Below are 25,623 nucleotides of genomic sequence, written 5' to 3'. Positions count from 1 at the left end.
TTTTACATAATCGGCGTGTCCAGGACAGTCAACGTGTGCGTAGTGACGTGAAGGAGTATCGTATTCAACGTGAGACGTTGAAATAGTGATACCACGCTCACGCTCTTCAGGAGCGTTATCGATTTGATCGAATGCAGATGCTGCACCGCCGTACGTTTTTGCTAGTACAGTAGTAATTGCTGCTGTAAGTGTAGTTTTACCGTGGTCAACGTGGCCGATTGTGCCAACGTTTACATGGGGTTTAGTACGTTCAAACTTTGCTTTTGCCATTTTACAAATTTCCTAAGTTAAAAACCCGGCCCTACTAATGTAGTAAACCGGACCAGACCTTTATTAAGATTGACGAGCGTCAATAATCGCTTTCGCAACATTATTAGGCGCTTCTGAATAATTAAAAAATTCCATTGAATATGATGCTCTTCCTTGCGTAGCTGAACGCAAGTCAGTGGAATATCCAAACATTTCTGATAATGGCACTTTTGCAAGAACAATCTTGATCCCAGCGACACCGTCTTCCATACCTTCTATCACACCGCGTCGGCGATTCAAATCACCAACAACATCACCCATCCAGTCTTCTGGGGTGGTAACTTCAACTTTCATTGTGGGTTCAAGCAATACAGGTTTTGCCTCAGCAGCGCCCTTTCTAAAACCCATTGAACCAGCGATTTTAAACGCCATTTCAGAAGAGTCAACATCATGATATGAACCATCGAACAAAGTTACCTTTACATCAAGTACCGGATAACCTGCAAGCACACCATTTTGCATCTGTTCATGGATACCTTTATCAACTGAAGGAATGAATTCTTTCGGAATTGCACCACCGACTATATTGTTAATAAATTCGTACCCAGCCCCTTCTTCATTAGGCTCGATTGTCAGCCAAACATGACCAAATTGACCACGGCCACCTGATTGACGAACAAACTTACCTTCAACGTCGACTTTGCCACGGATGGTCTCGCGGTAAGCAACTTGAGGTTTACCTACATTGCATTCGACGCTAAATTCACGTCTCATGCGATCTACAATGATATCAAGATGAAGTTCACCCATCCCAGATATGATTGTTTGTCCTGACTCTTCGTCAGTATTAACTTTAAATGATGGATCTTCAGCCGCTAGTTTACCTAACGCTAAGGCCATTTTTTCTTGATCGGCTTGTGAGCGAGGCTCAACTGCAATAGAAATAACAGGCTCAGGGAAGTCCATCCGCTCGAGCGTAATGATATGGTTAGGATCACACAAGGTATCACCTGTCGTCACATCTTTAAGGCCTATTGCCGCAGCAATGTCGCCAGCTCGAACTTCTTTGAGTTCCTCGCGATCTTTCGCGTGCATTTGCACGATACGACCAAATCGCTCGCGCTTAGCTTTAACAGGGTTATATACGCTGTCACCAGTGTTAACAACACCAGAGTAACAACGGAAAAATGTTAAAGTGCCCACGAATGGGTCTGTAGCGATTTTAAATGCTAAAGCTGCAAACGGAGCATCGTCATCTGCTGGACGAGTCGCTTCAGTTTCATCTTTATCATCTAACACACCAGTGATAGCTGGTACATCTACGGGTGCAGGTAAGAATTCAATTACTGCATCCAAAACCGCTTGTACGCCTTTATTCTTGAAAGCAGAACCACAAGTAGCGAGTACAATTTCATTATTAATTGTACGCTGGCGCAAGGCGAGCTTGATTTCTTCTTCGGTCAGCTCTTCGCCTTCCAAGTACTTGTCCATCAATTCGTCACTGGCTTCTGCGGCGGCTTCTACAAGTTCAGTACGTAGCGCTTCTGCTCTGTCTTGCAATTCAGCAGGGATACCTTCATAGGTAAATGTCATGCCTTGATCAGATTCATTCCAATTGATGGCTTTCATCTTTATCAAATCGATAACACCTCTGAAGTTCTCTTCTGAACCGATATTGAGGTGAATAGGAACACAGGTAGCACCGAGTCGTTTGCGAATTTGCCCAACCACTCGTTCAAAATCTGCACCGGCTCTGTCCATCTTATTAACAAACACGACCCGAGGGACGTGATATTTGTCAGCTTGACGCCAGACCGTTTCTGATTGAGGTTCTACACCGGAAGAACCACAAAATACGACAACGGCACCATCAAGGACCCGCAAAGACCGTTCAACTTCAATCGTGAAGTCAACGTGTCCAGGCGTGTCTATGATGTTGATGCGATGTTGGTCGTATTGCTTATCCATACCTGCCCAAAAGCAGGTCGTAGCCGCCGAGGTAATAGTGATACCGCGCTCTTGTTCTTGTTCCATCCAGTCCATGGTGGCAGCGCCATCATGGACTTCACCGATTTTATGAGACAAACCGGTGTAGAATAGAACACGTTCCGTCGTCGTGGTTTTACCCGCGTCGACGTGAGCCACGATACCAATGTTACGGTAGCGATTGATAGGCGTTTTACGAGCCATAGCTTTCTCTTATTACCAGCGGTAGTGAGCGAATGCTTTGTTGGCTTCAGCCATACGGTGAACGTCTTCACGTTTCTTAACCGCAGAACCTTTGTTTTCAGCAGCGTCGAGCATTTCAGCTGCAAGGCGTTGAGCCATTGATTTTTCACCACGTTTACGAGCAGCGTCAACTAACCAGCGCATACCTAGGGCATTACGACGAACAGGACGAACTTCTACTGGTACTTGGTACGTAGAACCACCCACACGGCGAGATTTAACTTCTACCGTAGGACGGATGTTGTCCAAAGCGTCTTCGAAAATTTCTAGGTGAGACTTGCCAGCTTTATCAGCAACAATGTCGAGTGCACCGTAAACGATTTTTTCAGCAGTCGATTTTTTGCCATCTAACATGACAACGTTCATAAATTTTGCAAGTAACTGCGATCCGAACTTAGGATCCGGTAGGATTTTGCGTTGACCTACAACTCTTCTTCTTGGCATCTTAATTCTCCGTAGAATTCAGGAATATCCCAAAACTCAATTAATACTTTAGTTTGGCCTTACTAACGGAGAACCGTTAAGACTTAGGCCTTTTTGCGCCGTACTTAGAACGGGCCTGTTTACGTGAACTTACGCCTGCGCAGTCTAATGTACCGCGAACAGTGTGGTAACGAACACCTGGTAAATCTTTAACACGACCACCACGGATAAGAACAACACTGTGCTCTTGTAGGTTATGGCCTTCACCACCGATGTATGAAGAAACTTCAAAACCGTTGGTCAAACGAACACGACAAACTTTACGCAATGCAGAGTTTGGCTTCTTTGGAGTGGTGGTATATACACGAGTACATACACCACGGCGTTGTGGACAGGCCTGCAATGCCGCTACGTTGCTCTTCGCATCGGGCTTTTGGCGTGGCTTGCGCACTAACTGGTTAACTGTTGCCATTAACTAGCTCCTGGTTAAAATTACGACTGAGAATATCCTTACATAGGATATAAAACGCGAAAAATCCGCGGCCCAATATCTGTTACCAAATTTCGGGTCGCGGAAGTCTAATGACCAAAGTTTGACCTGTCAAGTGAGAACGCCAATAAAGACCGATTAAGGCCTAAATTGGCGTCCATACCATCTGGGTTAACAAATGATCTTATTTTTTACTCATCAGATGATGGCGTATCCATGACTTCAGCATTAAGTGCTTCAGTTAAGGCTTGCTCAGCATCTGCTGCAGACACAGATAGTTCTTCAACTGCCTGACGCTCTGCTAGTTTTCTTGCAGTTCGTTTTTGGTGATACGCGAAACCTGTACCGGCTGGTATCAAACGACCTACAATAACGTTCTCTTTCAAGCCACGTAACTCATCTTCTTTACCTTGCACAGCAGCTTCGGTAAGTACACGAGTGGTTTCTTGGAAAGATGCCGCTGAGATAAATGACTCAGTGGACAACGATGCTTTTGTGATTCCCAATAACTGTGTTTCGTACTGAGCAGGGATTTTGCCTTGCTTTTCCAATTCACGGTTAGCGATTTTCACGTTAGATACTTCTACTTGCTCACCTTCAAGGAAGTTACTGTCGCCTGCATAAGTGATCATACACTTACGTAGCATTTGACGAATAACTACTTCAATGTGCTTATCGTTAATTTTTACCCCTTGAAGGCGATAAACTTCTTGTACTTCATTAACGATATAGTTAGAAACAGCGCTAATACCACGTAAGCGTAAGATGTCATGTGGTGACTCAGGGCCATCCGCAATAACTTCACCCTTCTCAACGTTTTCACCTTCGAATACGTTAAGTTGACGCCATTTAGGGATCATCTCTTCGTATGCATCAGCGTCTTTCGGCGTGATAACAAGACGTTTCTTACCTTTGGTTTCTTTACCCCAACCAATGGTACCTGAGACTTCCGCTAAAATAGCTGGCTCTTTAGGTTTACGTGCTTCGAACAAGTCAGCAACCCGTGGAAGACCACCGGTAATATCACGTGTCTTCGAGCTTTCCTGAGGAATACGTGCTAACACATCACCAGGCTTAGCCTGCATACCGTCAGTGGCTTCAATCGTGGTGAAACTCGGTAAACGAATTTCTTGTAAACCATGCTCATCACTTTCAAGGATTAGCTTAGGCTCTTTAGCATTCGCCTTAGATAGGTCATTTACAACGATACGTGTAAGACCTGTTAACTCATCCTGTTGCATTTCGGTGTTACTGTCATCGATGTCAGCAAAGCTGATCTTAGCTTGACGCTCAGTAACGATTGGATGCGAATGCGGGTCCCAGTTAGCAACGACTTCGCCACTAGTGACTGTCGCATTATCATCTGTGGTTAAGATAGCACCGTAAGGCACTTTATAACGCTCTTTCTCACGACCTTGATCATCAATAATAGTGATTTCAGTTGAACGAGAAACGATAACCACTTTGTCGTCTGTGTTGCGAACGAACTTAGCATTTTGTAGCTTCAGTGTACCTGTGGTTTTGACCTGTACGCTGTTCTCTGCTGATGCTCGTGATGCCGCACCACCGATGTGGAACGTACGCATGGTTAACTGTGTACCAGGCTCACCGATTGATTGTGCTGCAATAACACCAACCGCTTCACCGTGACCAACCATGTGACCACGTGCAAGGTCACGACCGTAACACTTAGCACATACACCAAAGTCATTTTCACAGGTAATAACCGAGCGAACTTGAATTTGATCAACCGAGTTAGACTCAAGCATATCAACCAATGCTTCATCCAGTAGCACGTTACGTTCTACTAGAATTTCATTAGTACCAGGCTTCAACACGTCTTCGGCAACGGTACGACCTAGTACACGCTCACGAAGCGGCTCAACTACGTCACCACCTTCGATTAGCGGTGTCATTTTAACACCTTCGACTGTGCCACAATCTTCGTTATTGATAACCAAATCTTGTGCAACATCCACCAAACGACGAGTCAAGTAACCCGAGTTAGCGGTTTTCAATGCCGTATCGGCCAAACCTTTACGCGCACCGTGAGTAGATATAAAGTACTGAAGTACGTTTAGACCTTCGCGGAAGTTAGCAGTGATTGGCGTTTCGATGATTGAACCGTCTGGTTTAGCCATCAGACCACGCATACCCGCCAACTGACGAATCTGCGCCGCACTACCACGAGCACCAGAGTCAGCCATCATAAATACTGAGTTGAATGATGCTTGGTCTTCCATCTCACCGTCACGGTTCTCAACCGTTTCGATTGATAGATTTTCCATCATGGCTTTCGCTACTTTTTCGTTAGCGTTAGACCAGATATCGATAACCTTGTTGTAGCGCTCACCGGCAGTAACAAGACCAGACTGGAATTGCTCTTGGATTTCACGTACTTCAGCTTCAGCACCTTCAATGATGTCTTTCTTCGCATCAGGGATAACCATGTCATCGATACCAACAGACGCACCCGCGATCATCGCGTAGTGGAAACCGGTATACATGATTTGGTCAGCTGCGATAACAGTATCTTTCAGACCTAGCGTACGGTAACAAGCGTTCAATAGGCGAGAAATCATCTTCTTACCCATGGCTTGGTTGATTAACTCAAAAGGCAAGCCTTTTGGTAATACCAAAGACAAGATTGCACGACCAACAGTAGTATCTGTTAACGTTACTTTCTCTGTCTTAGAACCGTCTTCTGCTACGTCATACTCAGTGATACGTACTTTAACGCGAGCGTGAAGTTCTGCATTACCCGTACGATACGCTTTTTCAGCTTCATCCGGGTTCATGAACATCATGCCTTCACCTAAACCATTAACACGGTCACGTGTCATATAGTACAAGCCCATTACAACATCCTGTGAAGGAACGATGATAGGCTCACCATTGGCTGGTGATAGAATGTTGTTGGTTGACATCATTAACGCACGTGCTTCTAGCTGTGCTTCGATAGTCAACGGAACGTGTACCGCCATTTGGTCACCATCGAAGTCAGCGTTGTACGCCGCACATACTAATGGGTGCAATTGGATCGCTTTACCTTCAATAAGGGTTGGCTCAAACGCCTGGATACCCAATCTGTGAAGTGTAGGCGCACGGTTAAGCAATACTGGGTGTTCACGAATAACTTCGTCTAGAACGTCCCATACTTCCGGATCTTCACGTTCAACTAATTTTTTAGCTGCTTTAATGGTTGTCGCTAAACCACGTCCTTCTAATTTTCCATAGATGAACGGTTTGAATAGCTCAAGTGCCATCTTCTTAGGAAGACCACACTGATGTAAACGTAGAGTCGGACCAACGGTGATAACCGAACGACCAGAGTAATCTACACGTTTACCCAATAAGTTTTGACGGAAACGACCTTGCTTACCTTTGATCATGTCAGCCAAAGATTTAAGAGGACGCTTATTTGAGCCTGTGATAGCACGACCACGACGGCCGTTATCTAACAGGGCATCAACCGCTTCTTGTAACATACGTTTTTCGTTGCGCACGATAATATCAGGTGCAGCAAGGTCTAGAAGACGCTTCAAACGGTTGTTACGGTTAATCACTCGACGATACAGATCGTTCAAATCAGATGTTGCAAAACGACCACCATCTAGCGGTACCAGAGGACGTAAGTCAGGTGGTAATACCGGAAGAACAGTAAGGATCATCCACTCTGGCTTGTTACCAGACAATTGGAACGATTCAAGTAGCTTCAAGCGCTTAGTGATTTTTTTACGACGTGTCTCAGAGTTAATGCTAGGCAATTCTTCGCGCATAGCAGCAACATCAGCATCAACGTCTAGGGCTTTAAGCAATTCGAAAACCGCTTCGGCACCCATTTTTGCTTCAAACTCGTCACCGTGCTCTTCAAGCGCATCAAGATATTCTTCTTCAGAAAGAAGTTGGCTGCGCTCAAGCGTTGTCATGCCAGGCTCGGCAACAACATATGACTCAAAGTAAAGCACACGTTCGATATCACGAAGTGTCATATCAAGCATCAAACCGATACGTGACGGTAATGATTTAAGGAACCAAATATGTGCAACTGGGCTTGCCAGTTCAATGTGGCCCATACGCTCACGGCGTACTTTGGTTAACGTTACTTCAACGCCACATTTTTCACATATAACACCACGGTGCTTAAGGCGCTTGTATTTGCCACACAAACACTCGTAGTCTTTAACCGGTCCAAAAATACGCGCACAGAACAAGCCATCACGCTCAGGCTTGAAAGTACGGTAGTTAATGGTTTCTGGCTTCTTAACTTCACCAAAAGACCATGAACGGATCATGTCAGGTGACGCAAGACCGATTCGAATATTATCGAACTCTTCGGACTTGTGTTGTTGTTTAAGAAACTTTAATAAGTCTTTCACATTACTCTCCCAGCGGAGTCAGTTGAAAAAGCCTGATGGATGGATTCACACCCATCAGACTATCCTGTCTATAAGCTCTGCAGACGCGGCTTATTGCTCTTCCAGCTCGATGTTGATACCTAGTGAGCGAATCTCTTTCAACAATACGTTGAATGATTCTGGCATACCAGGTTCCATGCGATGATCACCATCAACGATGTTTTTATACATCTTAGTACGACCATTCACATCATCAGATTTAACTGTCAACATTTCTTGCAAGGTGTAAGCGGCACCGTATGCTTCCAGTGCCCATACTTCCATCTCTCCGAAGCGCTGACCACCGAATTGAGCTTTACCACCCAACGGCTGCTGTGTAACCAAGCTGTACGAGCCAGTTGAACGAGCATGCATTTTGTCATCAACCAAGTGGTTAAGTTTCAACATGTACATGTAGCCAACTGTTACTGGACGTTCAAATTCACGTCCGGTACGACCGTCAAACAAAGCGATTTGTCCACTTTCAGGAAGATCAGCAAGCGTAAGCATATGTTTAATTTCTGCCTCAGTAGCACCATCAAACACAGGCGTTGCCATAGGCACACCCTTACGCAAGTTATCTGCGAGACGGGTAATTTCGTCATCACTGAAGCTATCAAGATCCACTTCTTGGTGAGTTGTACCAGCACCGTAGACCTCTTTAAGGAAGCTACGTAATTTGGCCATCTCTTCGTGCTCTTTTAGCATGCGGTCGATTTTCACGCCTATACCATGAGCAGCCATACCTAAGTGAGTCTCAAGGATCTGACCGATGTTCATACGTGACGGTACACCCAATGGGTTCAATACGATATCTACTGGCGTGCCGTTAACATCGTAAGGCATGTCTTCAACTGGTTTAATTGTTGAAATAACACCCTTGTTACCATGACGACCAGCCATCTTATCACCAGGTTGAATTTGACGTTTAACAGCCAAGTAAACCTTAACGATTTTAAGAACGCCTGGTTGAAGATCATCGCCTTGAGTGATCTTGCGTCGCTTGATTTCGAACTTCTTATCAAAATCAGCTTTGATTTCAACAAACTGCTCAGCGATTTGATCAAGCTCAGTTTGAGCGTCTTCATCTGTTAGCGTTAGGTCGAACCATTTTTCGCGTTGAGCAGACTCTAAACGAGACTCTTCGATGCCTGATTTAATCAACAAGTTTTTAGCACGAGCGAAGATACCATCAGCAAGAATATTGAATTCATCTGATAAATCTTTCTTCACTTGACGCAACTGCATGCCTTCAATTTCAAGTGCACGCTTATCTTTTTCTACGCCATCGCGAGTAAATACTTGTACATCAATTACAGTACCGCGAACGCTGTTAGGCACGCGCAATGAAGTATCTTTAACGTCAGATGCTTTTTCACCGAAGATAGCTCGTAAAAGTTTCTCTTCAGGTGTTAGCTGCGTTTCACCTTTAGGGGTTACTTTACCCACTAAAATGTCGCCACCTTTCACTTCAGCACCGATATAAACAACACCAGATTCATCCAATTTACCCAGCGCAGATTCACCTACGTTTGGAATATCAGAACTGATTTCCTCTGGCCCTAACTTGGTATCACGTGCCACACAGCTCAATTCTTGAATATGAATTGTGGTGAAACGATCTTCCATAGCAACACGCTCAGAGATCAAGATTGAATCTTCGAAGTTATAACCGTTCCAAGGCATGAATGCGATACGCATGTTTTGCCCTAGCGCTAATTCACCTAAATCAGTAGATGGACCATCGGCTAATACGTCACCCGCAACAATTGGCTCGCCAACGTTACAAGTAGGACGCTGATTGATACAGGTGTTCTGGTTAGAACGGGTGTACTTAGTTAAGTTGTAGATATCGATGCCCGCTTCGCCGGCAACAGTTTCTTCTTCATTAACTTTAATAACAATACGACTTGCATCTACGTAGTCGACACGACCACCGCGTTTAGCAACAACTGTTACACCAGAATCAACTGCAACTGTTTTTTCCATACCGGTACCAACAAGTGGCTTATCAGCGATAAGCGTTGGTACTGCTTGACGTTGCATGTTAGCACCCATCAAAGCTCGGTTAGCATCATCGTGTTCTAGGAACGGGATGATACTGGCAGCGATTGAAACGATTTGCTGCGGAGAAACATCCATGTAGGTGATCTCAGAGCTTTCTTTCAATGTAGTTTCACCGCGGTGACGACAAGGGATCAAGTCATCAGCAAGACGACCAGATTCATCAAGCACAACGTTAGCCTGTGCGATTGAGAATTGACCTTCTTCGATTGCTGATAAGTAATCGATTTCGTCAGTCACTACACCGTCAACAATTTTACGATATGGTGTTTCTAGGAAACCAAAATCATTGGTACGAGCAAAACTCGCCAACGAGTTGATCAAACCGATGTTTGGTCCCTCAGGTGTTTCGATAGGACATACACGACCATAGTGAGTCGGATGTACATCTCGTACTTCAAAGCCTGCACGTTCACGTGTAAGACCACCCGGGCCTAGGGCTGAAATACGACGTTTATGGGTTACTTCAGACAACGGGTTGTTCTGATCCATAAACTGTGACAACTGGCTAGAGCCAAAGAACTCTTTAACCGCAGCCGAAATAGGCTTCGCATTAATAAGGTCTTGCGGCATAACAGCGTCTAAATCACCTAAGCTCAAGCGTTCCTTAACGGCACGTTCAACACGAACTAGGCCAACACGGAATTGGTTCTCGGCCATTTCGCCAACAGAACGAATACGACGGTTACCCAAGTGATCGATATCATCAACGTCGTCTTTACCGTCACGAATAGTGATCAGTTGCTTCATTACGTCAACGATGTCGTCTTTGTCTAATGTGCCAGCACCGATAGATGTTTCACGACCTAAACGACGGTTGAACTTCATACGTCCAACAGAAGATAAATCGTAACGATCCTCGGAGAAGAACAAGTTAGTAAATAACGTTTCTGCTGCGTCTTTCGTTGGTGGCTCACCAGGACGCATCATGCGATAAATTTCAACCAACGCTTCTAGGCGATTAGTTGAGCTATCAATACGCAAGGTGTCAGAGATATAAGCACCGTGATCAAGTTCGTTAATATACAAAGTTTCAAACGTTGTATATCCGGCTTCTTTAAGTGCCAGAACATTTTCAAGTGTTAATAGATCGTTTGCAGCAACAACAAGTTCACCGGTTTCTTGATCCACGTAATCACACGCGAATACACGGCCAACTAAGTATTCAGCTGGTACTTCAAGTTCAACGATACCGGCTTTTTCAAGGGCACGGGTATGACGAGCTGAAATACGACGGCCTGCTTCTACAAGCACATTGCCATCCGAGTCTAAAATATCGAATTGCGCAGTTTCACCACGAAGGCGATCTGGCACGATATCAGACATGAAACGATTACCGTCGATACGTACTTGGTTCTTCTCGAAGAACATACCAAGAATTTCTTCGGTAGGAATTTCTAATGCACGTAGCATAATAGTCGCGGGCAATTTGCGGCGTCTATCGATACGAACATAAAGGTTATCTTTAGGGTCAAATTCAAAGTCTAACCACGAACCACGGTAAGGAATAACGCGCGCGTTATATAACACTTTACCTGATGAGTGAGTTTTACCTTTATCGTGATCAAAGAATACGCCTGGCGAACGGTGTAACTGAGATACGATGACTCGCTCAGTACCGTTAATGACGAAAGTTCCATTTTCAGTCATGAGCGGAATTTCGCCCATGTAAACTTCTTGCTCTTTGATGTCTTTTACTGTGCCTGGTGCTGCTTCACGATCGAACAACACTAAACGCAATTTAACACGCAAAGGCGCTGAAAAGGTTACACCACGGATTTGACATTCTTTTACGTCAAATACGGGCTCACCTAAACGGTAACTTACGTACTGTAATTCTGCGTTACCAGAGTAACTTTTTATTGGGAAAACTGATCGAAATGCTGCTTCCAGTCCATGCTGACCATCGACGTCAAGGTCAATAAACTTTTTAAAAGAATCTAGCTGGATTGAAAGTAGATACGGTATTTCCAATACCTGTGGGCGTTTGCCAAAATCCTTACGGATACGTTTCTTTTCGCTATAAGAGTAAACCATGGGTTCCTCAGCCTGCCGATTTTTGACCCAACTTGCTAAATAGATTTTCTATAAAGCAAACTTCCAGCACCCTTTATTTTACACTTTAACCGTTTACCAAAGTCATTAAGAGGCTTACTTAACTTATTGGTTTTATTTAGGTTTAAATGTAATTTGCGCTAACAAATAGAATAAATTTTAAAGGATGAAAATACTTTATCCTACAGCGCAAAAAGGCTGGTGATTATAAAATCACCAGCCTAAGCCTTTTCAGGCTAGTAACCTGTCGTTAGACAGATTACTTAAGCTCAACTTCAGCGCCAGCTTCTTCAAGCGTCTTCTTAAGTTCTTCAGCTTCTTCTTTAGCAACGCCTTCTTTAATCGCTTTCGGTGCAGCTTCAACTACTTCTTTAGCTTCTTTCAAGCCAAGACCAGTTGCGCCACGTACCGCTTTGATTACAGCAACTTTGTTACCACCGAAAGATGTCAAAACAACATCGAATTCAGTTTGTTCTGCAGCAGCTTCACCGCCAGCAGCAGGAGCAGCGGCAGCAACAGCAGCAGTCGCTGTTACACCGAATTTTTCTTCTGCAGCTTCGATAAGCTCAACAAGGTCCATTACTGGCATTTCAGCAATTGCGTTTAAAATATCTTCTTTGGTTAGAGCCATTTCTCTAAACTCCTGGGTTTAATGATTAAAAAATTATATGTACAAAGGAACCAAATTATTTGGTTTCTTTGATCGCTGCCAATACGCGCACAAACTTGGAAGGAATTTCGTTAACAGTTTGAACGAACTTCCCAACAGGTGCTTTGAAGGTTGCAAGCAATCTCGCAAGCGCTTCGTCGCGGGTAGGCAATGCAGCTACTGCGTCCAACTTCTCAGGACCCAATAGACCACTACCAATAGAAAGGGCAGTTACGTTTAACTTGGCATTCGTTTTAGCAAAGTCTTTAAAAAGACGCGCCGCACCGCCTGGTGCTTCAATCGAAAATCCGTAAATTAACGGACCAGTTAAGGCACTTTCCAAATCAGAGAACTTAGTTTCGGCCAAAGCGCGCTTAGCTAGGGTATTTCTAACAACTTTTAGATATACGCCTTGCTCACGAGCTTTAACACGAAGTTCAGTTAGTTCTGAAACTTCCATACCACGGTATTCAGCAACGGCAACGGATAGAGCTTGAGATGCCATGTCGCTAACTTCTGCGACGATCTCTTTCTTTGCTGCTAAGCCTAGTGCCACTGTGTTCACCTTCTTTAAGTCTGAAAAGCCTATTACGTAATAACACTTTTCAGGATTCACAGATTGATAGAACGCTTAACTTGATTAATTCAGGCTAAATATTCTACCGCTCTACGGTGTTCGTTAATCCCAGAGAGTCTGAGTCGAAATCACCGTCTGCGCAGGCTATTGTTTTAAGTAAAGCATTTAAGATTTTGCAATCTGTGTAACTGCTCTCTTACTTCAGTTACTGCTTTACGCCTGCGGTCTTGGACGGGAGTCACGTGTTAATAAAAACAATGACTCCAACCCATACCTTTCTAGAGAGAATAAGTAGTTAAAAATTCAACTACTTACAAGTGCCTTAGCTAAACTAAGGCTAAAATTAGCTTGCTGCTGTTAAACTAGCTTGGTCGATGGTAATACCCGCGCCCATAGTAGTGCTTAAGCTGATTTTCTTAATGTATACGCCTTTAGCCGATGAAGGCTTAGCTTTCTTAACAGCTTCAATTAGAGCAGCTAAGTTTTCTTCGATTTGGTTGCTTTCAAAAGCAATCTTACCGATGCTGGCATGAATGATACCATTCTTGTCGTTGCGGTAACGTACCTGACCAGCTTTAGCATTCTTAACCGCTGTAGCCACGTCTGGTGTTACTGTACCCGTTTTAGGGTTAGGCATTAAACCACGTGGGCCTAAGATTTGGCCTAACATACCTACAACGCGCATTGCATCAGGAGATGCAACAACTACGTCAAAGTTCATTTCGCCTTTCTTAACTTGCTCAGCTAGGTCTTCCATACCAACGATGTCAGCACCAGCTTCTTTAGCTGCTTCAGCGTTTGCACCTTGAGTGAAAACAGCAACACGTACTTCTTTACCAGTACCGTTAGGAAGCACAGTTGCGCCACGAACGTTTTGATCAGATTTACGTGCGTCAATGCCAAGATTTACAGCAACATCAACACTTTCAGCGAATTTTGCGGTAGCAAGCTCTTTCAACAAAGCAACGGCTTCATTGAAATCATATTCTTTCGTCGCTTCTACTTTGTCACGTACAAGACGAGCGCGTTTAGTTAATTTAGCCATTTCTTATCCCTCTACTACCAAGCCCATGCTGCGTGCAGAGCCAGCGATGGTGCGAACAGCTGCTTCTAAATCAGCTGCAGTTAGATCTGGTTCTTTCGCTTTAGCAATTTCTTCTAGTTGCGCAAGAGTCACTTTACCCACTTTTTCAGTGTTAGGACGACCAGAACCACTTTTGATACCAGCCGCTTTCTTAAGCATGTAAGAGGCAGGTGATGTCTTGGTTTCGAATGTGAAAGAACGGTCTTCGTAAACAGTAATTTCTACTGGAACGGGAGAACCTTTTTCCATGTCACCTGTTTTAGCGTTGAATGCTTTACAGAATTCCATGATGTTAACGCCTTTTTGACCCAATGCTGGACCAACTGGCGGACTTGGGTTAGCAGCACCAGCCGCAACCTGTAACTTGATAATGCCTGTGACTTTTTTAGCCATGATAATACTCTCAATTAATGGGTCAGACGCCTCGCAAACACTGAGAATGCTTGCTTAATTGGCTTCCCGTTCAACAAAAAGGGCCGCGAAGTATAGACTAACTACTAAGCCTGCGCAACCATTATGTACGAACTTTATCCAATTTATGACGAAAGCATAAACTGAATAATTTTCGGTTTAAAATCAAAAAAGATGTCGTTTGGACATCTTTCTTTTTATTTTTTCGACGTCATCCGAGAGTTTGCCGATAATTCAGGCGGTGCAGTGCACCTAAAGAATTTAAATTATCCCTTCTCGACTTGGCCGAATTCTAATTCGACTGGTGTTGAACGACCAAAAATAAGCACCGATACTTTTAAGCGGCTCTTTTCATAATCGACTTCTTCAACCACACCATTAAAGTCAGCAAAAGGACCATCGGTAACACGTACCACTTCGCCTGGCTCGAACAATGTTTTTGGTTTTGGCTTATCAACGCCTTCTTCAAGGCGATTCAAAATAGCATTAGCTTCTTTTGTGGTGATAGGCGCTGGGCGGTCAGATGTACCACCGATGAAACCAAGTACACGAGGAACACTTTTCACTAAGTGCCATGAATCCTCGTTCATATCCATTTGCACCAATACGTAACCTGGGAAGAACTTACGCTCACTCTTACGTTGTTGGCCAGAACGCATTTCGATGACTTCTTCGGTAGGAACAAGTATCTCTCCGAAAGAATCTTCCATTTCGTGCATTTTGATATATTCAAGAAGTGTCTTTTTCACACGCCCTTCATATTGAGAGAACGCCTGAACGACATACCACTTTTTATCTGACTTCTCTGGCACGTCCGCATTTTCTGTAATTTCTGACATGATTAAATTCCTAAGCCGGTGATAAAAGAAACTAATTGTACGATAATGAGGTCAAGGCCCCACAGTACTAGTGACATGAAGGCTGTAGCAACTAAAACAATAATTGTCGTCTGCGTTGCTTCTTGGCGGGTGGGCCAAACAACTTTTCGTACTTCTGTGCGGGCATCTTTAGCGAAGGTCAGAAAGCTGCTACCTTTTTCCGTTGAAGCGGCAATAAAACCGGCAACAAGGACAGCTGCGACTACACCAAGTGCGCGATAAAGTACTGATATATCTTCATAGATGGAATTTGCTGCAACCGCACCACCTAACAAAACCAAAACAACTAGCCATTTAACTAAGTCTAATGGGTTTGAACTATTTTCCGCTTTTTCGCTCATGCTATTACCTAATACTAACTTAATCGCGACGTCATCAATGCTGCAAACGTCTGCCTATACACTTAGTTTCAATGCCAAAAGTGGCAGGGGTGGAGGGATGATCTCAGTTACATCCTTGTAACTGACCGCAAGCGGCGCTGACGCGGTTCAAATCGTTCCAGACGACTTGTCAAACCCGTGGGCGTTCTCGTCCCTCTACCTTCTACATTTTTACTATTCAGCTGCAGTTTTACGCCTCTGAACTTTAACCTAATTTGGCAGGGGTGGAGGGATTCGAACCCCCAGCCATCGGTTTTGGAGACCGCTGTTCTACCAATTGGAACTACACCCCTAAAATACTACTTTTAATCACTCATTTATCACGTAATTGAGTGATTAAATTTACTTACACCATCCTTATGACGTCTTAGATTTTTGTGGAAAAATTTAGAATCACTAATAAGGAGGGAGGCGTATTATACTTATTAGTCGGTGTTATACAAGGTGAAAACGAGGATAAAGCGTACAGTGAATGTATGCTTTATCCTGGTCTTTACTCAACACCAATAAAACCACCGGTTTGATGGGCCCATAACTTGGCGTAAATACCATTGTGCGCCAATAGCTCATTATGTGTACCCGACTCAATTATACGACCTTCATCCAACACTAATAATCGATCCATTTGCGCGATAGTCGACAATCTGTGGGCAATGGCTAAAACCGTTTTATTTTCCATTACCTTGTTGAGACACTCTTGTATAGCGGCTTCTACTTCAGAATCTAAAGCCGACGTAGCCTCATCCAGAATAAGAATGGGGGCATCTTTAAGCATTACTCGCGCGATGGCGATACGTTGGCGCTGCCCCCCCGATAACTTAACGCCACGCTCGCCAACTTGTGCATCGTAACCTGTTTGCCCATGTAAATCGGATAGATTTTGAATAAATTCATGGGATTCGGCTTGTTTCGCAGCAGCCAACATTTCTTCTTCACTGGCGCCTAACCGACCATATAAAATATTGTCGCGCACAGAGCGATGTAGCAGCGATGTATCTTGGGTAACCATACTGATATGAGAACGTAAGCTCTCCTGGCTAATTTCGCTCACGTCTTGGCCGTCGATCAATATCTTGCCGCTTTGCACATCAAAGAAGCGCAGTAACAAGTTAACTAAGGTTGATTTACCCGCACCCGAGCGACCAACTAACCCAACTTTTTCACCGGGTTTTATATCGATATTAAGGTTGTTGAATACCTCTATCTGTCTATTTTTAGGTCCAGGGTAATTAAATGTCACATCTGAAAAGGTAATCGCCCCACCACTGACGGTAAGAGGCGGCGCATTATCAATGTCTTTAACCGCCGTCGGTTTAGACAAGGTATTGATCCCGTCTTGTACTGTACCGATATTTTCAAAAAGGGATGATACTTCCCACATGATCCATTGAGACATGCCGTTTAAGCGAAGGCACAACGTAATAGCAATGGCGATATCCCCTGGCGTCACAACTTTTTCTAACCAAAGGTACATAGCTAAAGCGCTGATAGAGAATACTAACAGTGCATTACTGAACCACACACAGGTGTTAAGTAAGGTAACCAAACGCATTTGCGGATGAACCGTTTGTAAGAAACCATTCATACCCTCATAGGCATAATCGGCTTCACGGCTGGTGTGCGAGAAAAGCTTAACAGTGGCAATATTGCTATAACTATCGACTATTCTCCCGGTCATCACACTGCGTGCATCAGCTTGGCGCTGAGCAACTCGTTTTAATCGCGGCACAAAGTAACGTAGAACACCTATGTATATGCACAACCAAAGGAGTAAAGGTAAACTCAATCGCCAATCAATGCTAAACACCATGACCACGATACTGAGAAAGTAGACACTGATATACACCAATAAATTAAGTAGCTGCATAACCGACTGACGAACCGACAACGCAGTTTGCATGACTTTCGTGGCGATGCGACCGGCAAATTCATTTTGGAAAAAGCTGATACTTTGGCCAATCAAATACCGGTGTGCTTGCCAACGAATGCGCATGGGGTAATTACCCATGAGTGTTTGGTGGTTAATCAGTGATTGCAGCGCTACGCAGCTAGGCAAAATCACCAGTACCACGGCTCCCATCCATATCAAGCTACTTTTTTCTTGGGCTAAGAAAGTGTCAGGATCCTTAGTCGCTAGCCAATCGACTAACTGCCCAACAAACCCAAATAACGACACTTCTAACATGGCGATAGCTGCTGCAAGAATCGATACTGCAAAAATAGCCGGCCACATACCTTTGGAGTAATAACGACAAAACGCCACCAAGCCTTCTGGAGGTTGCTCAGGCATATTCTGTGGGAACGGCTCTACTAACCGTTCAAAAAATGAAAACATATCAACTACTTATTTACTTAAATTAATCTTGGAAGCCTAAAGCCTTGAGGGTCGCTTCAATTTTGGCTTCATGAGCTCGACGCCATTCGCTTAATGACATTGCTGCGTCTTTGTCTGTTCTTTCTTTACCCAGTCGATAAGCTTCTTCGGCCAACGCCTTGGGAATAACCACGATCCCCTCTTCGTCAGCAACGACTATATCCCCAGCACAGACGCGCACACCGCCACAGTTAATAGGTTGATTAAAAGGCAGAATTTGCTCTTTTTTAGCCGGCACTGGAATAACACCACGAGCATAAACGGGAAATTGCAGATCACGTACCTCGCCTAAATCGCGGATGACACCATCTATGACAAAGCCCGCAATCCCGCGCTGCTGAGCGACAGCACATACATTTCCCCCAGCACTGGCAAACTCAGGATCCGCTTCAACGACTATGATGTCTCCTGGTGCTGCACGGTATATAGCGGCATGTAGACTAAGATGATCACCCTTCGCACATTTAACTGTAAATGCTGGCCCAGCAATTCTAGGCATCTGCGGCCATAACTCTCGAATAGCGCCATCTACAAACTGTTCTCGCCCTAACCCTTCTGAATACTCACAGGGAGACACTTTTACAAAATCCGCCATGGTTAACATATATATCACCCTATATTTTACTTACCAAAATTAGTTGGAAATTACTCAATACCGTCAGAGCAATGATTAGAAACACTAAACGTCATATATATTTGCTCTTTGTGGTCAGCGGTATATTGATGGTTTATTGCATGCTTTATGAAAAATTTTGAAATTCTTAAAACCTCAATCGGTTCCCTACTAAATAGTATCTCGTTTACGTAATGCTAGCATCCAAAAATTGCCAATATCAGCGACATCCATAGTGGATTATTTTCATATATTAAGGACTTTTAATGTGCCCCAAAATACACCTCCCTCTGTTTGCAGCCTTCATGTTTACCAGCGCAATTGCTCTGGCACCCCCCCCCTTACAAATGAAAAAATAAGTGCTTTGCTTTCTTCGCCATCCCGGCCAGCGGAAGATATCGCTCGTAATGTGCCTCGGCAACCTGAGAAAATACTGGCTTTTTCTGGGGTTGGCGAAGGACAACATGTTCTAGATTTTTTTGCTGGGGACGGTTGGTACAGTGAGCTGTTTTCAAAAGCGGTAGGTGAAAAAGGCAAAGTCTATGTGCAAAACGACGAAGTGATATGGCGATTTGCGGAAAAAGGGCTTAACAAAAGAACTGCAAACAATAGGCTAAGTAATTTAGTGCATTTCGACAATATGCCTATTGTTCAAATGACGATTCCTAACAACAGCCTAGATTTAGTATTTACCGCTTTAAATTACCATGATCTGTTTTTTACCCATAGTCAGCAAAATGGTAAAGAAGTCATTTTACGTGACGATATTGTCGACTACAAAGCGGCGCTGAAAACTATTAAAGATGCCATGAGAGACGACGGCAAATTTGTCATTATAGATCACGCCGCACATCCTGGCTCAGGCTACGAAGCTGCAAACAACTTACACCGAATCGACCCGGCTATTGTCAAATTCCAAATGCAAGAAGCTGGTTTTAAACTTATTGAGGAGGCTTTCTATTTGCGCAACCCACATGATGAATTAAGTAAACTGGTTTTTGATCCCAGCGTACGCGGTAAAACAGATCGTTTCGTATATAAATTCGCTAAGCGATAAGTTTAGGGTATGCCCTTAGGTATATATAAATCAGTTGAATAATCGCTATATTGTTCAAGGTCAATTTTAATCCCGAAAAAGCATGACGTCTGTTGTATATTTTGTATACTTACAAGGCCTGTTACACAACGTCAAAAAGAGAGGTTTGAATGTCCTTGAATCACCGCACGAGTAACCGAGCCCCCTTAGCCCTTGAAGTGAAAGTTCGCCATATGGGAAAAGAAATGGGCGAAACCTGTACCCGTAACATAAGTCCTTTCGGCGCGTTTATTGAAATGCCACATCCTGAACTCCGTCCGGATGATTTTATAGAGTTATATTTTACCGACGAGCAACAAAATGACGCGCTGTTACTGCAAAAAGGTTTGATAACCCATTGCAGTCAAGAAGGTATTGGAGTCTTGTTTGCTTATGATTCTAATGAGTTCAGACAAATGCTGCATAAAAAGATGCCTAATAAGCATAGGAGTAGAGTGTTTTCGAGTTAAAGCACGGGGTTAAAACTGATTCAAAAAAGGCGATGAGTGAATCACTCATCGCCTTTTTTATATTCAAAACATTGTAATGATTTAGTTAAACTTACGCACTTTAAACTTTTTCCCTTTGATTTTACCTTCACCTAATTGGCGCATGGCCCGCTTAACACTGCGAGTTTTTACTGCTACGTAGGCGTGGAACTCAGTGATATGGATCTTACCAATATCATCCCCAGGGATCTCCGCTTCTTTGGTCAAAGCCCCAAGTAAGTCACCCGGCCTAAGCTTGGCTTTCTTACCACCATCAACACATAACGTGCTGTACTGAGGCTGAATAAGGCGGTTAGCATGAAAACGCATGGCTTGAATGCCCGTCCATTTCAATTTCGCTTTTTGGTAATCTTCAATAGCGTTTGCCCTGGCCATTTCATCTGGCGCAACAAGCGTTAGCGCAACCCCTTTTGATTCAGCTCGGCCTGTGCGGCCTATGCGATGAATATGCACTTCTGGGTCGGGCGTAATGTGGTAACTAATCACAGCGTTAACTTCTTTAATGTCTAAGCCCCGTGAAGCTACATCCGTTGCCACCAGCACAGAAACACTCTTGTTTGCGAAACGCACCAGCACTTGGTTACGCTCTCGCTGCTCTAAATCGCCGTGCAAAGCTAACACTGACACGCCCAATGACTGCAGTTCGTCAGCGACTTCCTGACAGGCAATTTTGGTATTGCAAAACACAATTGCTGATTCAGGTTGATAGTGACTTAATAGCGCTGCTACTGCTTTAGTACGATGAGCATCTTCAACTTCAAAGAAGACCTGTTGGATAGAGTCCGTATCATGAGTTGATTCAACGGTGACTTCTAATGGGTTCTTCTGCACCTGGCCACTGATCGCGGCGATTGAATCTGGGTAGGTCGCAGAAAACAGCAAGGTTTGACGCTGCTCGGGCACACTTTTGATAACGGCATCCATTTCATCTTCAAAGCCCATATCAAGCATACGGTCTGCTTCATCCAATACCAGCGTATTGACCTCCGATAAATCCAAGCGGCGTTTGTAAAGATGGTCCATTATACGCCCAGGTGTGCCAACGATAATATGTGCACCGTGTTCCAGTGAGCCAATTTGGGGCCCCATAGGCGTACCACCACACAGCGTCAACACTTTAATATTGTGAATACCGCGCCCTAGACGGCGGATTTCTAGAGCAACTTGCTCCGCTAACTCTCGCGTAGGACACATCACTAGTGCTTGAACACGAAAGCGCTTCACGTCTAAATTGTGCAATAAAGCCAAGCCAAAAGCAGCGGTTTTACCACTTCCAGTTTTGGCTTTAGCCACTACATCACGCCCCTCTAAAATAGCAGGTAGTGTACCGGCCTGGATTTCAGTCATTTGACTGAACCCCATACTTTGCAAATTATCTAACAAGGCTGGTTCTAGCCCTAGGGAGGAAAATTCCTTACTCACTACATTCTCTCATTTATGTCTTTAATCGTTAAAGACTCGAACCACGGTCAACTTCAATCGCTTTGTCTAGCGCGTCTAACAGTCCGGCTCGGGCTTTTAACTTAGTTTGTTTATGGGCTTTCATGTTTAATTTGGTCATCGCTTGCGCAGTAGCGGCGACGGTTTGCTCAAACGCTTCAGGTGCTACCGCTACATCTAAGAAACCAGCGGTTACGGCGTCATCAACTGATACCATTTCAGCCAGTATGACCGAACGATTAAAGAACACTGGCGCTAATCGTCCACGCGCTAATTCTAAACCAGCCTGATGCATAGTCATGCCAATGGCAACTTCGTTTAAACCAATTTTAAACTTACCTTGAATCCCAATACGATAATCTGACGCTAATAGTACAAATGCGCCTTTAGCGACTGCATGCCCAGTACAGGCTGCAATGATAGGATATTCAAAAGAGAGCATTCTACGCGTCAACGTCGAACCTTTCTCAACTAATTTCATTGCGGCTTCCATACTTTCCTGCATCACGCTTAAATCGTACCCTGCAGAGAACATGCCTGGTTGGCCTTTGATGACCACCACGGCTTCATCCGCTGAAGCTCTATCAAGCGCGCCATTGAGCTGATCGATCATAGTGTGAGAAAACGCATTCACCTTACCGTTACTTAACGTTATCGTTGCTACGTTGTTTTCACACTGGTATTGCACTAATTCAGTCATAGTTGTCCTTTCGTGTATTTGTTATTGTTTTTATGCTCTAAAACGTTGATTTAAATTATTAAACTCATTGGCTATTGCCTGTTGGGCTCATATTTTTATCGATAATATTTTGCAATTCACCGGATTTACGCATTTGGGCGAGCGTAGCGTTAACCTGCGCGATTTTGCCTTTCCAATGGGGTGAAAACGCCAACTTAATGTCATCGGTTAAGCCCACCGTCCCCAGTCGAAAAACAGCCTTATCATAATGATTCGCGCTTAGCGTCCAACCTGCTCTAAACGTATTGGTATAAATCAAATCGCAACGAGCGAGTTGCAACATCTCAAATAACCTAGAGTGGCTCGAAACATACACAGGGGATAACACGCCACTTTTAAGCCAAGGTTCTAATTCGAGGTAGCGATAATTTTCTCGTAAACAGACACTTCTGCCCTTCACCGCATCCGCAAGTTCTTGCCCCTCTTTTGGCGCAAATAACCCGTAAAAGGCGTGCTGATAACTGTAAACAGGGTCGCTGAAGAGTAGTTTCTCCGGAGAGTCCAGCCACTGGGGAGCTAAGAAAGCCACATCGGCTTTATGATTGAAAATATCGTGTTCTATTTTATTTCGCGCAGTGGGTAGATAACGCAAATCGCGATTGAGTGATTGGGCAAGACGCTGCATTATATTTATCAACAAGCCGCTTGAGAGCTGGGTGTTTTCATCAAAGCTATAAAATGGCGGTCCCTCCGCATATATCAGTGCTAACACTAGCTCTTCATCGCTGGGTTGAGCATTGGTCTCATGAGCCACAAGCCAAAATATACAAAAAATTAAGACTAGTTTACGAAACACTGCGTATGCTCTGGCACATGATAATCAACCTCGTTCTGATGCATGAATAATTTATGAGTCCTCAGTGTAATAAGATGTAAGTGCAAGGGCTATCACTTTAATTAATTGCAGCTAATCAACTCGAAATATAAACGATATGGTATCAACTACCAAAGATTGAGCACGCCGTGATCGACATGTAATTTGAACGGCCCCTGAGCCTGTAAATCTGATAACCAACGTTGTTGAATTTGCGCGAATTTAGGACTACGTAAAAAACGGGTTGCTGCTTCAGTCAACCTACCAATATGCTGAGTATCAGTCCCCTTAGATAAGGCAATATAACTTGTCAGAGTTTCATATTCATAAAGCAATTTGATATGCGAGCAATCCGCATTTTGTTTAAAACAATAATAGCGTAACCCCGCATCTGAAAAAAATAGCGATTTCAGTTTTCCTGTTAGAAGTTGAGAAACCGCCGAGCTATAGTCATCAAAAGGCATCACACCTTTAATATTTTCTTTTAGAAGTACCTTATGCCGGAAGTCACTTTTCAGCACTCCGATAGGTGACACCTTGTTTAAGTCAGTCTTTTGCTTCACAAGACCTTTATGATCAATCTCGCCAAGCACACCGTAGATATTTGCTGTAAGAGGCAAAACCCAGTGGTAGTCGTCTTCTCGGTCTGGAGTGCGTGCTAGCGGGAATACTAATACATTAGGTTTGCTCTGCGCTTCTTGAATTAAGCGCTCCCAAGGCGCAGATAGAATTTCTTGTTCGATATGCGCTTCAGCAAGAATACCGTTGACCACCTCAATCAAGTACCCTTCGAGTTGCCCTTTGTCATTTCGCAAACTGAAGGGCGGCTCCAATGATGTCAAAACCCAAAATGCGGGTTCTGAAGTACTTTCTTGAGCAAACGCTTTACCGCCAACAGTAGAAAACAACATGAATCCTATCCAAGCAGTGGTGAGCGCCCGGCGAATGTGCATTACGCTTTGAGCGTCCAATTAACGGTTTGCCCTGCAAAAAATGGCACGATAGGCTCGCCATTGGGCAAGGTAATCACTTCAGGAATAGTCCACTCCTCTTTTACCAGTGTCACTTGCTTGGTGTTACGCGCTAAACCATAAAAATCGGCTCCATGGTGACTCGCGAACCCTTCTAGTTTATCCAAAGCGCCTAATTCCTCAAACACCTGAGCGTACAGTTCTAGAGCGCTCCACGCACTGTAGCAGCCCGCACAGCCACATGCTGATTCCTTCGCGCTTTTTTGGTGAGGCGCTGAATCCGTTCCTAAAAAGAACTTACTTGAACCTGTCGCAACTGCTTTTCGCAACGCTTGTTGGTGGGTACTGCGCTTAAGCACAGGTAAACAGAAATTATGTGGTCTCACCCCGCCCACCAACAAGTCGTTACGATTAAGCAATAAATGCTGAGGGGTAATAGTCGCCGCGACATTGTGCGAACTGGCACTTACGAAGTCCACTGCATCACTGGTCGTAATGTGCTCAAGCACCACTTTTAATTGTGGAAACTGATCCACAATTTTCACCAAAAATTGTTCAATGAACAATTTTTCACGGTCGAAAATATCGACGTGACTTTCGGTCACTTCACCGTGAATAAGTAGCAACATACCCTGCTCGGCCATTTCAGCAAAAACAGGAAACAAGGCCTCAATGCCCTTCACAGCCGCATCAGAATTGGTCGTCGCGCCTGCTGGATATAATTTAGCCGCAACCACACCGGCTTTTTTCGCTGTTCGAATATCTTCAATAGAGGTGGTGTTAGTCAAAAAAAGCGTCATCAAGGGTTCAAAATCACTGCCCTGAGGGCGCGCCGCTAAAATACGCTTTTTATAGGCACTTGCCAGTTCAGCATTCACCACCGGCGGAACCAAATTAGGCATGACGATAGCGCGTTTGAAAGTTCTTGCAGTGGCAGGCACTGTCTCTAGCAACATATCATTATCGCGAAAATGTAAATGCCAATCGTCTGGCTGGGTCAAAGTGATTTGCTGCATTTTTATAGCCTTAAGTCATAATGTGTTAGGTCATTGTTCGTACATAGTATGCCGCAATTTACGCTTGGATATAATAGCCAAGATATTCCTAATGTCGCTGAATAATAAACCTCATGATAACGGTCTAGTACTAAAACCAGTGCACGTAAAACGTGTCGCAGCCCTAAGCTATTGACCTCGGACCGC

General features: G+C 44.1%; 21 protein-coding genes and 1 tRNA gene. 2 read left to right on the top strand and 20 right to left on the bottom strand.

Features of this window, described 5'->3' with window-relative positions:
• The 15 genes from GMES_RS11260 to GMES_RS11190 form a co-directional block, all read right to left on the bottom strand.
• Window positions 1-270 (bottom strand): GTP-binding protein (locus GMES_RS11260; protein ID WP_039987240.1); only part of this gene is annotated, 270 nt, incomplete at its 3' end.
• Between the two features lie 63 nt (window positions 271-333).
• The gene (gene fusA / locus GMES_RS11255) at window positions 334-2,439 is read right to left on the bottom strand and encodes an elongation factor G (protein WP_006992811.1); all 2,106 of its coding nucleotides are present in this window, start codon (window positions 2,437-2,439) and stop codon (window positions 334-336) included.
• 12 nt (window positions 2,440-2,451) lie between these two features.
• Entirely contained in the window at window positions 2,452-2,922 is a 471-nt protein-coding gene (gene rpsG, locus GMES_RS11250) for a 30S ribosomal protein S7 (protein WP_011573499.1), read from the bottom strand.
• A gap of 76 nt (window positions 2,923-2,998) precedes the next feature.
• Window positions 2,999-3,373 (bottom strand): 30S ribosomal protein S12, encoded by a 375-nt coding sequence (rpsL, locus tag GMES_RS11245; RefSeq protein ID WP_006992809.1) that lies wholly within the window; start codon window positions 3,371-3,373, stop codon window positions 2,999-3,001.
• A 209-nt stretch (window positions 3,374-3,582) separates the two neighbouring features.
• Window positions 3,583-7,770 (bottom strand): DNA-directed RNA polymerase subunit beta', encoded by a 4,188-nt coding sequence (gene rpoC / locus GMES_RS11240; RefSeq protein ID WP_006992808.1) that lies wholly within the window; start codon window positions 7,768-7,770, stop codon window positions 3,583-3,585.
• Window positions 7,771-7,860: 90 nt separating this feature from the next.
• On the bottom strand, window positions 7,861-11,889 hold the full coding sequence (gene rpoB, locus GMES_RS11235) for a DNA-directed RNA polymerase subunit beta (protein ID WP_006992807.1): 4,029 nt from the start codon (window positions 11,887-11,889) through the stop codon (window positions 7,861-7,863).
• A gap of 277 nt (window positions 11,890-12,166) precedes the next feature.
• Window positions 12,167-12,538 (bottom strand): 50S ribosomal protein L7/L12, encoded by a 372-nt coding sequence (gene rplL / locus GMES_RS11230; RefSeq protein ID WP_006992806.1) that lies wholly within the window; start codon window positions 12,536-12,538, stop codon window positions 12,167-12,169.
• 55 nt (window positions 12,539-12,593) lie between these two features.
• Complete coding sequence (gene rplJ / locus GMES_RS11225; RefSeq protein ID WP_006992805.1) at window positions 12,594-13,112, bottom strand: 50S ribosomal protein L10; 519 nt, start codon at window positions 13,110-13,112, stop codon at window positions 12,594-12,596.
• Window positions 13,113-13,476: 364 nt separating this feature from the next.
• Complete coding sequence (rplA, locus tag GMES_RS11220) at window positions 13,477-14,178, bottom strand: 50S ribosomal protein L1 (RefSeq protein WP_006992804.1); 702 nt, start codon at window positions 14,176-14,178, stop codon at window positions 13,477-13,479.
• A gap of 3 nt (window positions 14,179-14,181) precedes the next feature.
• Window positions 14,182-14,610: a 50S ribosomal protein L11 gene (rplK, locus tag GMES_RS11215; RefSeq protein WP_006992803.1), complete on the bottom strand. Its 429-nt coding sequence runs from the start codon at window positions 14,608-14,610 to the stop codon at window positions 14,182-14,184.
• A gap of 284 nt (window positions 14,611-14,894) precedes the next feature.
• Window positions 14,895-15,467 (bottom strand): transcription termination/antitermination protein NusG, encoded by a 573-nt coding sequence (nusG, locus tag GMES_RS11210; RefSeq protein WP_006992802.1) that lies wholly within the window; start codon window positions 15,465-15,467, stop codon window positions 14,895-14,897.
• Window positions 15,468-15,469: 2 nt separating this feature from the next.
• Window positions 15,470-15,847, bottom strand: a complete 378-nt coding sequence (gene secE / locus GMES_RS11205) for a preprotein translocase subunit SecE (protein ID WP_006992801.1) — start codon at window positions 15,845-15,847, stop codon at window positions 15,470-15,472.
• A 255-nt stretch (window positions 15,848-16,102) separates the two neighbouring features.
• Window positions 16,103-16,179 (bottom strand) — tRNA-Trp (locus tag GMES_RS11200).
• Between the two features lie 200 nt (window positions 16,180-16,379).
• Window positions 16,380-18,221 carry an ABC transporter ATP-binding protein gene (locus GMES_RS11195; protein WP_006992800.1) on the bottom strand — a complete coding sequence of 614 codons (1,842 nt, stop codon included), beginning with the start codon at window positions 18,219-18,221 and terminating at the stop codon, window positions 16,380-16,382.
• A gap of 22 nt (window positions 18,222-18,243) precedes the next feature.
• A complete protein-coding gene (locus GMES_RS11190) occupies window positions 18,244-18,864 on the bottom strand; it encodes an RraA family protein (protein WP_006992799.1) in 621 nt (206 codons plus the stop codon).
• 277 nt (window positions 18,865-19,141) lie between these two features.
• On the opposite strand from GMES_RS11190, the gene GMES_RS11185 reads away from it, so the two are divergent.
• Both GMES_RS11185 and GMES_RS11180 read left to right on the top strand, forming a co-directional pair.
• Entirely contained in the window at window positions 19,142-19,930 is a 789-nt protein-coding gene (locus tag GMES_RS11185; RefSeq protein WP_006992798.1) for a class I SAM-dependent methyltransferase, read from the top strand.
• Between the two features lie 149 nt (window positions 19,931-20,079).
• A complete protein-coding gene (locus tag GMES_RS11180) occupies window positions 20,080-20,418 on the top strand; it encodes a PilZ domain-containing protein (RefSeq protein ID WP_006992797.1) in 339 nt (112 codons plus the stop codon).
• Between the two features lie 81 nt (window positions 20,419-20,499).
• On the opposite strand, the gene dbpA is transcribed toward GMES_RS11180, so the two are convergent.
• From dbpA to pyrC, 5 genes are all read right to left on the bottom strand, one after another.
• Complete coding sequence (dbpA, locus tag GMES_RS11175) at window positions 20,500-21,879, bottom strand: ATP-dependent RNA helicase DbpA (protein WP_006992796.1); 1,380 nt, start codon at window positions 21,877-21,879, stop codon at window positions 20,500-20,502.
• A gap of 28 nt (window positions 21,880-21,907) precedes the next feature.
• Window positions 21,908-22,597, bottom strand: a complete 690-nt coding sequence (locus tag GMES_RS11170) for a crotonase/enoyl-CoA hydratase family protein (protein ID WP_006992795.1) — start codon at window positions 22,595-22,597, stop codon at window positions 21,908-21,910.
• Between the two features lie 64 nt (window positions 22,598-22,661).
• A complete protein-coding gene (locus GMES_RS11165) occupies window positions 22,662-23,390 on the bottom strand; it encodes a substrate-binding periplasmic protein (RefSeq protein WP_006992794.1) in 729 nt (242 codons plus the stop codon).
• A 188-nt stretch (window positions 23,391-23,578) separates the two neighbouring features.
• Complete coding sequence (locus GMES_RS11160; RefSeq protein ID WP_226990287.1) at window positions 23,579-24,361, bottom strand: substrate-binding periplasmic protein; 783 nt, start codon at window positions 24,359-24,361, stop codon at window positions 23,579-23,581.
• Between the two features lie 41 nt (window positions 24,362-24,402).
• Window positions 24,403-25,437: a dihydroorotase gene (gene pyrC / locus GMES_RS11155; protein WP_006992792.1), complete on the bottom strand. Its 1,035-nt coding sequence runs from the start codon at window positions 25,435-25,437 to the stop codon at window positions 24,403-24,405.
• Window positions 25,438-25,623 lie beyond the last annotated feature (186 nt).

Origin of the sequence: Paraglaciecola mesophila KMM 241, from assembly GCF_000315015.1 — a bacterium.
In the GTDB taxonomy this organism is placed as follows: domain Bacteria; phylum Pseudomonadota; class Gammaproteobacteria; order Enterobacterales; family Alteromonadaceae; genus Paraglaciecola; species Paraglaciecola mesophila.
This window is presented reverse-complemented; position numbering and strand designations above follow the sequence as displayed.